This window comes from Priestia sp. Y58, assembly GCF_029522095.1.
GTDB lineage: Bacteria > Bacillota > Bacilli > Bacillales > Bacillaceae_H > Priestia > Priestia megaterium_E.
The window spans coordinates 515191-528333 of the sequence record NZ_JAKWFL010000001.1 but is presented as its reverse complement, the minus strand read 5'-3'; the positions used below and the strand labels follow the sequence as shown (position 1 = coordinate 528333).

The 13143-nt window shown below is 38.2% G+C and carries 14 protein-coding genes; 12 read left to right on the top strand and 2 right to left on the bottom strand.

Annotation, left to right across the window (positions count from 1 at the left end):
* Positions 1–29 precede the first annotated feature (29 nt).
* Together MMB68_RS02750 and MMB68_RS02745 are read left to right on the top strand one after the other, a co-directional pair.
* Positions 30–827, top strand: coding sequence for a patatin-like phospholipase family protein (locus MMB68_RS02750; protein WP_221784491.1), 798 nt, complete (start codon positions 30–32; stop codon positions 825–827).
* Positions 817–1833 carry a SepM family pheromone-processing serine protease gene (locus MMB68_RS02745; protein WP_277447140.1) on the top strand — a complete coding sequence of 339 codons (1017 nt, stop codon included), beginning with the start codon at positions 817–819 and terminating at the stop codon, positions 1831–1833. Before MMB68_RS02750 ends, MMB68_RS02745 begins: the two co-directional genes overlap by 11 nt.
* Before the next feature lie 27 nt (positions 1834–1860).
* Here the strand turns inward: MMB68_RS02745 and MMB68_RS02740 are convergent, their stop codons facing one another.
* On the bottom strand, positions 1861–3060 hold the full coding sequence (locus MMB68_RS02740) for a nucleotidyltransferase (RefSeq protein WP_221812633.1): 1200 nt from the start codon (positions 3058–3060) through the stop codon (positions 1861–1863).
* A 179-nt stretch (positions 3061–3239) separates the two neighbouring features.
* Here MMB68_RS02740 and MMB68_RS02735 point away from each other — a divergent pair, with 179 nt between their 5' ends.
* From MMB68_RS02735 to MMB68_RS02720, 4 genes are all read left to right on the top strand, one after another.
* A complete protein-coding gene (locus MMB68_RS02735) occupies positions 3240–3758 on the top strand; it encodes a YceD family protein (RefSeq protein WP_014458367.1) in 519 nt (172 codons plus the stop codon).
* A gap of 65 nt (positions 3759–3823) precedes the next feature.
* Positions 3824–3997, top strand: a complete 174-nt coding sequence (gene rpmF / locus MMB68_RS02730) for a 50S ribosomal protein L32 (RefSeq protein WP_013058976.1) — start codon at positions 3824–3826, stop codon at positions 3995–3997.
* 169 nt (positions 3998–4166) lie between these two features.
* The gene (locus MMB68_RS02725) at positions 4167–4934 is read left to right on the top strand and encodes an enoyl-CoA hydratase/isomerase family protein (protein WP_221784488.1); all 768 of its coding nucleotides are present in this window, start codon (positions 4167–4169) and stop codon (positions 4932–4934) included.
* 178 nt (positions 4935–5112) lie between these two features.
* A complete protein-coding gene (locus MMB68_RS02720; RefSeq protein WP_013058974.1) occupies positions 5113–5715 on the top strand; it encodes an RsfA family transcriptional regulator in 603 nt (200 codons plus the stop codon).
* 80 nt (positions 5716–5795) lie between these two features.
* Here MMB68_RS02720 and MMB68_RS02715 read toward each other — a convergent pair whose 3' ends face one another.
* Entirely contained in the window at positions 5796–6266 is a 471-nt protein-coding gene (locus MMB68_RS02715) for an N-acetyltransferase (RefSeq protein ID WP_013058973.1), read from the bottom strand.
* A 313-nt stretch (positions 6267–6579) separates the two neighbouring features.
* On the opposite strand from MMB68_RS02715, the gene MMB68_RS02710 reads away from it, so the two are divergent.
* From MMB68_RS02710 to bshC, 6 genes are all read left to right on the top strand, one after another.
* Positions 6580–7932, top strand: coding sequence for an acetyl-CoA carboxylase biotin carboxylase subunit (locus MMB68_RS02710; protein WP_221784487.1), 1353 nt, complete (start codon positions 6580–6582; stop codon positions 7930–7932).
* Positions 7929–8141, top strand: a complete 213-nt coding sequence (locus MMB68_RS02705) for a biotin/lipoyl-containing protein (protein ID WP_013058971.1) — start codon at positions 7929–7931, stop codon at positions 8139–8141. The genes MMB68_RS02710 and MMB68_RS02705 overlap by 4 nt, the downstream gene beginning before the upstream one ends.
* A gap of 19 nt (positions 8142–8160) precedes the next feature.
* Positions 8161–9702 carry an acyl-CoA carboxylase subunit beta gene (locus MMB68_RS02700; protein ID WP_013084862.1) on the top strand — a complete coding sequence of 514 codons (1542 nt, stop codon included), beginning with the start codon at positions 8161–8163 and terminating at the stop codon, positions 9700–9702.
* 158 nt (positions 9703–9860) lie between these two features.
* Positions 9861–10742 (top strand): 2-dehydropantoate 2-reductase, encoded by an 882-nt coding sequence (locus MMB68_RS02695; protein WP_221812632.1) that lies wholly within the window; start codon positions 9861–9863, stop codon positions 10740–10742.
* 1 nt (position 10743) lies between these two features.
* The gene (locus MMB68_RS02690) at positions 10744–11127 is read left to right on the top strand and encodes a DUF3397 domain-containing protein (RefSeq protein WP_221784486.1); all 384 of its coding nucleotides are present in this window, start codon (positions 10744–10746) and stop codon (positions 11125–11127) included.
* A 90-nt stretch (positions 11128–11217) separates the two neighbouring features.
* Positions 11218–12843 carry a bacillithiol biosynthesis cysteine-adding enzyme BshC gene (bshC, locus tag MMB68_RS02685; protein ID WP_116372382.1) on the top strand — a complete coding sequence of 542 codons (1626 nt, stop codon included), beginning with the start codon at positions 11218–11220 and terminating at the stop codon, positions 12841–12843.
* Positions 12844–13143 lie beyond the last annotated feature (300 nt).

Below are 13143 nucleotides of genomic sequence, written 5' to 3'. Positions count from 1 at the left end.
CTATAAGGTAAAACGAGGGGGCAGGTAAAGTGGAAAGCCCAAAAATAGGAGTTGCTTTAGGCTCAGGTGGAGCTAGAGGTTTTGCCCATTTAGGAGTAATCAAAACGCTAACAGAAAATAACATTCCTATTGATTTTCTAGCTGGCAGCAGCATGGGAGCTTTAGTTGGTGCACTATATGCGTCAGGTATTGAACTGGAAACTCTTTATAAAATGGCGCTAACGTTCAAACGAAAGTATTATTTGGATTTTACCGTGCCTAAAATGGGATTTATTACAGGTAACAGAGTAAAATCGCTGGTTCGCACCTTTACGCAAAATAGAACCATTGAACAGCTATCTATACCGTTTGCCATTGTAGCGACAGATTTGAAAACAGGAGAGAAAGTGGTGTTTAAACAAGGACCTATCGCTGAAGCGGTGAGAGCAAGTATTTCAATTCCAGGAATCTTTGCTCCCGAAGTAATTGATGGACGATTGCTTGTAGACGGCGGGGTAGTGGACCGTATTCCTGTATCGGTTGTAAAAGAAATGGGATCTGATATTGTCATTGGAGTCGATGTATCAAAAGCGAAAGTGAATGCAGAAATCAGCTCCATTTTTGATGTCATTATGCAAAGTTTAGATATTTTGCAAGATGAGCTAGTAGCTCACCGAACTATTGCTTCAGACGTTATGATTCGTCCTAATCTCGATACTTTTAGTTCCAGAGCGTTTACAAACATTCAAGAAATGATTTCAATTGGTGAACAAGCAGCACATGAGCAGTTGCCTTCTATTCTACAAGCAATTGATCACTGGAAGGAGAACAAAAAAAGTGAAATCTAGAATTAGAATTTTGGTATATTTGGCTGTTATTGCAGTGGTGGCAATGCTTTGTTTTTATCCTTTGCCGTACTACATTACAAAGCCTGGAATGGCAGAAGAACTTGCGCCTATTATTAAGGTAGAAGATGGATACCATGAAAAAGGGACGTTTATGCTTACAACTGTAAGAATGGGCAGAGCAACTCCTCTTTCATATGGTCTTGCGAAAATACAGGACTTTCATGAAATTTTCCCTACCAAGCAAATTTTGCAGCAAGGTGAAAGCGATGAAGATTACTCGACAAGGCAATTACATATGATGGATACGTCAAAAAATGCCGCTATTTCAGTAGCATATGAAGCAGCTGGAAAGAGCGTTTCCTATCACAATAAAGGCGTATATGTTACATATGTTGTAGAAAATATGCCTGCACATGGAAAACTTCATGTTGGAGATGTAGTGACAAAAGTAGATGAGAAAAAAATTCAAACTGCTGAGGACTTAATCAACTACGTATCGACTAAAAAAGCAGGAGATTCAGTATCAATTTATGTAAAAAGAGCTGGCAAAGAAAGCAAACATACTCTAAAAGTTAAAGCATTTCCTGACGAGCCGAAACGAGTAGGCCTAGGAATTGCCTTAGAAACAAACCAAGAATTAAAAGTTAAGCCCGATATACATATTGATACTGAAAAAATAGGAGGGCCTTCAGCAGGGCTGATGTTCTCGCTTGAAATTTATAATCAGCTTGTTAAAGAGGACATGACAAAAGGCCACCGAGTTGCAGGTACAGGGACTATCAATGATAAAGGAGAGGTAGGACCAATTGGAGGTATTTCGCAAAAAATTGTAGCGGCAGATAAAGAAGGAGCAGAGATTTTCTTTGCACCAAATGAAAAAGGGGCTGCGGGCTCTAACTACCGAGAAGCAGTGAAGACAGCTAAAAAAATAAACAGTGATATGAAAATTGTACCCGTGGATTCATTTTCAGATGCCGTAACGTATTTAGAAAAGCTGAAACCATAAAAAAATCGTCTCTTGCAGACGATTTTTTTATGGCCAAATGATAGGGGGCTGCGTATATTCTTGTTTCATAAACTGAGAGCGCAGAGGTTCCACAAATGGCATACTATAAACATGTGTCGCTTTAATATCGGTATCAATTTCTTTTAGTTTACATTGCGATACAGTGGATACAATAGGAAGGGAAAGCTTTTTCTTAATTGTTTTTAAATAGCCTTGTCCCGTTTTTGACATCCCTAATAAGCGAATATAAGGGTCAGCTTGTTGCATCTCGCTTTTTGTTGTGTTGGTTAAAAGGTGAACGCACATGCGCTGTAAACGGGTTCTCGTATATCGCTTCGTTTTAACCTTTGTTAAAAAATCTTCAAATGAAGTAGCTGAAGAAATATAAGATAGCAGCCGATGTTCAATGCCTTCTTCTATTTCATAAATACGCTGTAAGTCATAAAGTGGAGTAGTTAGTAATTTGTATTTCAAAAATGGGAAATAATGTTCCCATTTTTGAAACTGCCCGTGTGCTTGCTTGTAAGCTGCTAATTCATTTGCTGTACTAACTGGCATGTGCTTGCTCAGATCCCCATGGCTGCTGCTGTCAAAAATAGCTTTACGTATGCTTGTAGCGCTTGAAATAAAAGAGGAAGACAGGGAATCATCGTGATAATGTGATTGAATTCGAGTGATTGTATATGGTTTAATAGATGCATGCTGTTTTTTAATGGCAGCTACATAGCTCATTCCAAGCACATTATTTGGCTGAGATAGATCAATAGGAGCCTCCGTGAAAAGCTGTAAGAAAGCATTGGAAGCTGCTTTTGGATAACTGTTCCCTTTTTTCATCTCTTTTTGAATTAAAGCGGATAGCTCTGATTCATGAGCTTCGAGCAAATCAGCGGTGCGGGTAAATGAGTCAATATTGCCATTTTCGCTGCCAAAGCATACAAAGTCAGCGTGAAGGGATTCTAAAATAGAAATAGCGCCGCTTGCGAATGTATCAGCTTTTTGAGTAGAAAAAGCATAGGGTAATTCAACGACTAAGTCTGCACCAGCGGCTAAAGCCATTCTTGTGCGGGACCATTTCGATACAAGAGCAGGCTCTCCGCGCTGCAAAAAGTGTCCGCTCATCACAGCAATCACACAATCTGCTCCGGTTTGTTGTTTCGCTTGCTGCAAATGATAAGCGTGTCCGTTATGAAAAGGATTATATTCGACAATTATTCCAACTGCTTGCATAATGTCTCCTTTTAATTTATTATTTTTAGTCTAGCTCTTTGTTTTAAAAACATTTTTTTATGAAAGTAAGAAATTTTTACAAAAAAGCATATTTAAGTACATTATAGTGTAAAGAAAAAATATTGACAAATAATCTTGTGAAAGCTATAATAACCTTTGTTGCCTTGAGGTGATTAACAATGAAATGGACAATACATCAATTGTATCAGTTGCAAAATAAAGGTCTAACATTTGACGAAGTGATTGACGGCAAAGAGTTTATGAATGCTGATCCTCAAATTCGTAGAATGTCAGATGTAAATGTGAAAGGAAGAGCCGACATTAGCTCTTCGAAAGTAACGTTTCACCTTAAAATCTCAGGAGAAATGACGTTGCCTTGTGCTCGTACATTAGTTGACGTTCCGTATCCGTTTGAAATTAACGCAACTGAAACGTTTTTATTGAATGTGAATGCTGATTATGAAGAAGATGCTGAAGTACGCATTGTAGAGGGAGAAACGGTTGATTTACAACCTTTGATTCAAGAGCTAATTATTGTTGAAATTCCTCTGCAGGTATTTAGTGAAAATCAGCAAGCGGCAGGAGCAGCTCCACAGTCAGGAAAAGACTGGGAAGTTGTTACCGAAGAAGAACAGCAGGAAAAAGTAGATCCCCGCTTAGCCGTACTCGAAAATTTCTTTAAAGACAAAAAGAAATAAAAATGCGAAGATCCGGCTTTCGGGCCTTCATATGATTTTAAAATTCTTTTAAGGAGGTGGGAATAATGGCTGTACCTTTTAGAAGAACATCTAAAATGAAGAAAAGAACGCGTCGTACGCACTTTAAATTACAAGTTCCTGGTATGGTAGAGTGCCCAAATTGTGGTGAAATGAAACTATCACACCGCGTATGTAAAGCTTGTGGTACTTACAAAGGAAATGACGTAGTAAGCAAATAATTGCTTATTTAAATAAAAGACCCTCTTAAAGGGTCTTTTATTTTTTTTGCCTTTTTTCCTTCTCTGCCCTTTGGAAGAGAAGGATTTTTCTTATAGAACAAGAACTCTTTTTAAATAAACAATTACTGTTGTAAAAGGATTCATACCTTGTCTATAAGGAGGAAAAAGCATGAAAAAAAGCGAGTTGTTTACTACAAGCCAAGGCATTGCTACATTTGTGATTAATCGTCCTGAAAAGCGTAATGCTATTGATTATGATGTTATGAATGAACTGCAGCAAGCTGTAGATTATGTGAAACATGATCAGTTAGTAAAAGCTTTCGTAATTACAGGTGCTGGTTCAGATGCATTTTGCAGTGGAGGAGATTTAAGCGTATTTCATGAGCTAAAGACTTCGAAAGAGGCGTCTCAAATGTTAACGAAAATGGGGAAAATTCTTTATGAGATTTTAACGCTCCCAAAACCCACAGTTGCCCTTTTGAATGGAACATCGGTTGGAGGAGGATGTGAGCTTGCGATTGCATGTGACTTCCGTATAAGTGCAACCCATAGCCAAATGGGCTTTATTCAAGGGAATTTAGGGATTACAACAGGCTGGGGAGGAGGAACCATTCTTCTTGAAAAGCTGCGTTATCAAGAAGCGATGGAAATGATCTACAGTGCTCAGCTGTATGGAGTAGAACGAGCAAAGCAAATTGGATTTCTTTCCTATGTCACATCGTTTAAAGAGCTAACTATGAGGTGTGAAGAGTGGTTAGCCCCTATCACTCATAAACCGACCCAGGTATTGCAAGCTTACAAAGAAATCGCTATTGAGAAATGGGAGCAAAGCCGGGTTTGGAATCGGATGGAACAAGAAATTCATCGCTGCTCGATATTGTGGGAGTCACCTGAGCATGAAGAAGCGGTTCAAAAGGTCATCGTTAAAAAAACATAGTTATGAACTGCATTTCCATAGCAATATAGTTAATAAGCGAAAGATGAAAGAATCACGGGTTTTCCATTTTGCTTCAAAGTATATGAAAGATTTTCTTGATTGAGAAGAGGAACAATAGTCTATCTTATCTAGTAGGTGCATATTCATTTAATAAGTACGGATAAGGAGGGATAGAAAAATGACTTCTTCTCGTCAAGATGCATGGACTCATGATGAAGATTTATTACTCGCAGAAATTGTACTGCGTCATATACGTGAAGGTGGCACTCAGCTAGCTGCATTTGAAGAAGTGGGGAAGAAACTTACACGAACATCAGCAGCTTGTGGCTTCCGCTGGAATTCTTTTGTGCGCAAACAATACAAGACTGGTATTGATCTTGCGAAAAAACAGAGAAAAGAATTAAAAGCAAGAACTGTTTCAAAAGATGACGAGCAGCCTGCACGCTTATCATATATGGAAGCAGAGAAACATATTTCGCTTAATGAGGTAATTAAGTATTTAGAAAATGTAGATCAAGGGCAAAGACACTCGTCAGAGCTTCTCGAAGCTAATGAAGAACTGCAGCAAAAGATTGAACGTTTACAAGAGAAAGTAACGATTTTGGAAAAAGAAAAAAAAGCTTTGCAAAACAACTTGTTAATTGTGGAAGATGACTATAAAGCTCTTATTGAAATTATGGAGAGGGCTCGTAAAATGGTTGTCTTAAAAGAGGATGAAAAAAGTAGAAAAGTGAAATTTCAAGTGGATAAAAATCTAAATTTAGAAAAAGTTCAAAAGTAAAACGACAGTTGAATGCTCCCTACTTCATGTTGATCATATATACCACATAGATATAAAATAAACAGCTGGAAATCAGCTGTTTATTTTTGTTCGCTTACACCGTTTGGTAGCCAAATAAGAGGGTTTTCTCCCAAATCACGATCGATATCATATGTTACAGGTACGAACCCCATTTTTGACCAAAAATCACTCGATTTTACTCGTGGGCTTGTTTTGATAGGTAATTGAAAGGATTTGGCGTATTCAACGAGCGTTTGACCCAATCCTTTGCGCTGAAAATCGCTGAGCACTTCGAGCTTCCACACTTCAATATACGTTTGAGGCGGCTCGAAATATTGATCGTACTGCTTGTTTCGCTTATAGAGACTCATCCGAGCCACTAAGCTATTTCCAAAATAAATACCGTAAAACGGAGAATTTATTTCATTATCGGAAATCTTCGCATGTAATTCTTCTAGCATTGAAAGTTCTTGAATGCCATATTCTTTGAATTTCTTGAACTCTTCTAGCGTTTTAAAATTAATTTTTAAATGCTTCACTTCGTAATTCATCCCATATCCCCCTTGTTATGTCTCCTTGCTAGACGAACGAACTGGCTTGGTTCGTTCATCTAATATTATATAACAAAAATACAAAATATTCTGTTTTCATGATTGGTGAACGAATATTCAATGCGCATAAGGAAAAATGAATTCTTTCAGTTAAATACGAAGAATACATTACTATAAGCATCGCTTTTTAGAAAGGAAGCAAAAGGAAAGTGAGATTGGAATAGAAAGCGTTTTCAAAAATTGTAGAGGAGTTTTAAAATTATTGTAGAATTATATGGGGGAAAGTAGAAATTTGAGGAAAGGGGAGAGAAAGGTGAAAAAAATACTGATTGCAAATCGAGGAGAAATTGCTCTTCGTATTATTCATACATGCAAACAAATGGGCATTGAAACGGTGGCTGTCTATTCCGATGCAGATGCAGAGCTTCCTTATGTTCAAGCAGCTACAAAAGCACGTCGAATTGGAGAGCCTCCTGTGCAAAAGTCATATTTGAATGTAGAAGAATTGCTGCGAATTAGTCATGAAGAAAAAGTAGATGCCATTCATCCTGGATATGGATTTTTATCGGAAAATAGTGCATTTGCTAAAAGAGCGATTGATGAAGGTTTTTGTTTTATCGGTCCTTCTCCCGAAATCATTTCAATGATGGGCGACAAAATTGCTGCTCGTGCCGCGATGAAAGAAGCGGGTGTACCTGTTGTCCCCGGCAGTGAAGGCGATGTGACGTCAGTTGAAGAGGCTTGTAAAGTAGCGAGTCTAATTGGATATCCCGTTATGTTAAAAGCAAGCGGAGGCGGCGGAGGAATTGGGATGGTGCGCTGCGATAACGAAGAAGCAGTAAAACAAGTGTATGCCTCAACAAAAGCAAGAGCCAAAGCATATTTTGGTCAAGAAGGAATGTTTATTGAAAAGCTTATCACAAACGCAAAACATATCGAAGTACAGGTGTTTGGAGATCAGCATGGTAATGTCGTTCATCTTTTTGAACGCGATTGTTCTGTACAAAGAAGAAATCAGAAAGTGATTGAAGAAGCCCCTGCGCTTTCTTTAAAAGAAAGTACGCGACAAGCCATGCAAAACCAAGCCGTTCAAGCGGCTAAAGCAATCGGATATTATAATGCAGGTACGGTGGAGTTTATTGTGGATGAAGACGAAAATTTTTATTTTCTTGAAATGAACACGCGGCTGCAAGTTGAGCATCCGATCACCGAGCAAATTGCAGGGGTCGATTTAGTTAAGTGGCAGATCTTAGCTGCGCGCGGAGAAAAGCTTCCACGTGTGCAAGAGGAAATAGCAGCAAATAACTATGCCATTGAATTTCGAATTTATGCAGAAGATCCGTTTACTTTTTTACCGGCTCCGGGAAAAATTACGGGTTATCACTTGCCGGAGCGAACCTATGCGCGCGTAGACAGCGGCTACAGTGATATGAATGCGGTTACACCTTTTTATGATCCAATGATTGCAAAAGTTATCATTACTGGTCGTACGCGTTCAAATGCAATTGAACTAGCTAAATCATATTTTACAGAAGCTGTCATAGAGGGAATCAAAACGAATATTCCTCTATTTAAGCAGCTGCTAAATGAAGAGTTATATGAAAAAGGCACCTATAACACATCGTTATTATCAACAGTATTAAATAAAGGAGGAGCACCAAAATGAGTGAAATTAAAGCGACAATGGCAGGCATGGTATTTAATGTGTTTGTTCAGCAAGGTGCAAGTGTAGCTAAAGGGGAAGTTGTTGTTGTATTAGAATCTATGAAAATGGAAATTCCTATTGAAAGCGATCAAGCTGGTATTGCAGAGACCGTCCATATAGCCGTGGGGGATTTTGTGAACGAAGGCGACGTTTTGGTGACTATTTCATAACTCATAAAGGAGAGATATCATGATACATACAGGTGAATCTCAGAAAAAATATGATGAAAATCGTCAAAAAGTAGAGCGTGGCAACGCGGAGAAGTACAAAGAGAAACTTGCAAAACAACAGAAGCTTTTTGTAAGAGATCGTTTAGCCCTTTTATTTGATGATGGGAAATATGAAGAAGACGGCATGTTTGCAAATAATAAAGCCGAAGGGTTGCCGGCAGACGGTGTTGTAACTGCAATTGGAAAAGTAAACGGTGAAACGGTTTGTGTAATGGCTAATGACTCTACTGTAAAAGCAGGGTCTTGGGGGGCCAGAACAGTAGAGAAAATTATTCGGATTCAAGAAGTAGCAGAAAAACTGCATGTGCCTTTGCTGTACCTAGTGGATTCTGCAGGAGCGCGTATTACGGATCAATTAGATATGTTTCCAAACCGCCGAGGAGCTGGACGGATCTTTCACAATCAAGTAAAACTTTCCGGCGTCATTCCTCAAATTTGTTTGCTCTTCGGTCCGTCAGCAGCTGGAGGGGCTTATATCCCTGCATTTTGTGATATTGTTGTGATGGTAGATGGAAACGCTTCTATGTACTTAGGTTCGCCGCGTATGGCCGAAGCTGTTATTGGAGAAAAGGTTACGCTAGAGGAAATGGGAGGAGCACATATGCACTGCAGCGTTAGCGGATGTGGAGATGTGTTAGCTTATTCTGAAGAAGAGGCTATTTCATATGCCAAATCTTATTTAACCTACTTTCCACAAAACTATCAAGAGAAGCCTAAAGTACAAAAAGCTAAAGAGCCTAAGCAGACAAAGGATTTAGTAGAACTAATTCCGGAGAATCAAAATGTTCCATTTGATATCTATGAAGCAATTGATACCCTTATTGACGAAGGGAGCTTCTTTGAAGTGAAAAAACTGTTTGCCGCCGAATTGGTAACAGGGCTTGCACGAATAGATGGAAAAGTAGTAGGGATTATTGCCAATCAGCCGAAGGTCAAAGGAGGAGTGCTGTTTGTAGATTCAGCAGATAAAGGCGCAAAATTTATTCAACTGTGCGATGCCTTCCATATCCCTTTGCTATTTTTAGCGGATGTACCTGGATTTATGATTGGAACCAAAGTAGAAAGAGCAGGCATCATTAGACATGGTGCAAAATTGATTGCAGCGATGAGTTCAGCTACAGTTCCTAAAATTTCCGTAGTCATGCGCAAAGCTTATGGCGCAGGGCTTTACGCTATGGCTGGTCCAGCTTTTGAACCGGATTGCTGCCTTGCATTGCCTACTGCTCAAATTGCCGTAATGGGTCCTGAAGCGGCAGTAAATGCCGTCTATTCTAATAAAATTAATGAAATTGAAGATCCGAAAGAGCGGTTTATGTTTGTTAAACAGAAACAGCAGGAGTATAAAGAACACATCGATATCTATACGCTGGCTTCTGAACTTATTATTGACGACATCGTTCCTGCTAACGAACTGCGTCGAACTTTAATTGACCGCTTTCGATTATATGAAACAAAGAATGTGACCTTTAGCCGTCGTAAACATCCGGTGTATCCCGTATAATAGAAAAAAACGGGATCACTCTAAATAATTTACAACAAGCCCGGTGATTTTTAATCACACGGGCTATATGAATAGGTAAAATTTTAAGAATGCATTTAATTCAAAGCATTTTTTTGCTAAAATGAAACTCAATAATAGAAAGAGGAACAAAAAATACGATGAAAACTATAGGTATTATTGGAGGCGGATCATTAGGTCTGTTGTTTAGCGCGTATTTATCAGATTGTTATGATGTAACCTTGTACACGAAAACAAAAACTCAAGCAAAGTGTATTAACGAAAATGGAATTACCTTACATAGACAAGGGGAACATTACACTAAAAAAGTCAGTGCTATCCCTCTGGAAAAAAACATAAAAGAAGCAGATTTAATCATTATTACTGTAAAACAGTATCATTTAAAAGAGATTATTCCTTTTATTAAAACCCTTACTATACATACTCCCCTTTTGTTTATCCAAAACGGTATGAGCCATATTGAAATTCTCAAAAATCTCCCGCAGCGCACTCTCTATTTGGGTACAGTTGAACACGGGGCAATGCGTACAAATATGGATAGCGTCCATCATACAGGAATAGGAACAACCCGTATTGCTTCGTACAGGGGAGAAATAGAGTCTATCTTTCCAATTGTGAATTTTCCTTGGGTGATTGAAGCAGATTGGTATGCGATGCTGGTGAAGAAATTAGTTGTAAATGCGCTCATTAATCCTCTTACGGCGCTGTATCGGGTAAAAAATGGGCAGCTGATTCATAACAGCTACTTTTATAAAACGATGCGTCTATTGTTTGAAGAAATTGCCGCTGTGTTAAAACTGGATTCAGCTTTTAATTATTGGGAAAATGCGCTGGGGGTTTGTTCGCGCACGAGTACAAATCAATCTTCTATGCTAAAAGATATACAAGAGGGGCGGCAAACAGAAATTGATGCTATTTTAGGCTATATTCAAACACAAGCTGCTGAAAAAAGAACGTCGACGCCTATTGTTGACTTTTTATATGGGTCAATAAAAGGAATCGAAGAAGAAAAGGGTGATTAACATGGGAAGTTTTATTGCTGGAGTTTTTGCGACGTTTGTTACTCTGCCGCTCGTTGGTTTTTTTATTCTATACATGCTTTTACGCAAACTGACGAAAAATAAAAGGAAATCTGTCCACATAGCAACGTACATTACTACGGTTTTTCTTATTTTGTCCGTGCATTATGCAGCTGTCGAAATTTTCGGGCACTCTTTTTTGTGGTTGATTGCGTTAGTCCTTTTAGTTGTAGCAATGATTATGATGTTTGTACATTGGAAAGTCAAACATGACTTAGAAATGAAGCTTGTTGCGAAAGGGTTCTTTCGGATGAATTTTGTTTTGTTTTTTATTGCACATATTGTATTAAATATAGGTGGAATCGCTTTTCGTATTTCCTCTCTGTAAAGCATGTTACTAGACGTGAGCAGTTACATTATGGATAATGAAGCTATATGTAGAGAATATAAGTATTAGGAAAAGAAAGGAAGTTCTTTCATGGAGATTACAGACGTCTCTTTAAAGGCGGGAAACAAACTAACGAACGATTACATAAAAGGTGAAAAGCAAGCCCTTTCCTTTTTTCATTATAATATACACGAAAAAGACGTATATGAAAAACGTTTAGCGGATGTTCAAAAGCAGTCTTATCCAAGAGAACAGCTTGCTGAGTATCTGCTTGATTTTAATAAGCGCTACGGAGCATCTTCTAAGACGATTGAAAATATTGAAAAGCTAAAAGATCCTAACAGCGTAGTGGTCGTTGGAGGTCAGCAAGCGGGGCTGCTTACGGGTCCTTTGTACACCATTCATAAAGTGATTTCAATTGTGCTCCTAGCTAAACAACAAGAGGAAGCTTTAAACGTGCCCGTGCTTCCGGTATTTTGGATTGCTGGAGAAGATCATGATTTTGCTGAGATCAACCATGTATACACAGAGCATAAAAACCAGCTTTTAAAGAAAACGTTAAAGCATTCTTTAAAGAAAAAGCAAATGGTTTCTCAAATCGAACTAGACCATGAAGCCTGTAGAAGCTGGGTTCGTGATGTATTTCAAACGTTTAACGAAACGGCGCATACAAACCAGGTATTACACTTTGTTTTAGAGGCGTTAGATAAATCACGTACCTATGTCGATTTCTTTGCTCATTTGGTTACCACAATGTTCGCAGAGTCAGGTCTTATTTTAATGGATGCAGCTTCTAAAGAAGTACGCAGCATTGAATCTTCTTTCTTTGTGACGTTAATTGAACAAAATGACAAATTATCGTCAGCCGTTATGGAACAGCAAACAGAGATTCAAAAACAATACGGACGAATGATTGAAGTGGGAGAAGAAACGGCTCATCTCTTTTATTCACACAACGAAAATAGAGTACTTTTAGAAAGAGATGCAGAACAAAAGCAGTTTGTTGGAAAGCAAAATGAACTCGTGCTGTCTAAAGAAGAGCTGGTTCAAATTGCTAAACAAACGCCTGAGCTTCTTAGTAACAACGTTGTGACTCGACCCCTTATGCAGGAGTACTTACTTCCTACCCTTGCGTTTATTGCAGGTCCGGGGGAAGTAGCGTATTGGGCAGAGCTTGAAAAAGCATTTTCTTTATTTAGCTTTAAAATGCCTCCCGTGGTCCCTAGGTTATCCTATGCAATCGTAGAAAGACATATCGAGAAGTATATGGATGAACTTCAGTTAGACCTTTCGAACGTAGTGAACGAAGGCGTAGATGCAGAGAGGGAGCACTGGCTTAAGACAGAAGTTCACAACCCATACGAAATGTATTTTGAAAAAGCGAAAGAAGATTTTGAAAAAATTCATAAAACTCTTCGTGAAAATATTCAAAAAGAAGACAAAACATTTGATGAAGTCATGCTTAAAAATCGAGGGATTATTCAAAAGCAGTTTGAAACCATTCAAAAGATTGTCGAATCCAAACAGCTAATTAAGCACGATGTGAAGCATTCAAAATATGCTCAAGTTGAACTTGCTCTTCGTCCCTACAACGCTCCACAAGAACGTATGTGGAATATTATGTATTATTTAAATGGTTATGGTATGCAATTTGTGTCAGATTTACTAAGTGCTGAAGTCGAATTAAATCACCAGTTAAAAGTCTGTTATGTCTAATAAAATCCTGCTGAAAAGCAGGATTTTTATTTTGGAAAAGAGAAAAAGTCTACAAGGTGAATGGCAACCAATTGAATCCTCATAAGGTATTTATTTCTAATTGTGCAAAAAAACCTTATATTCCTTACATTTTATTCTACGAATATGTCCTACTTTTAACAAAATGACACTATTTGTGACAAAAAGACAAAATTCTACTTAATTCTTATATAAATAGCTGAAATAATGTTGAACTTTGATATATAATATAAACGTGTATATATATCAAAGAAAAACACCGTTTTTTGCTTTTTGTATACA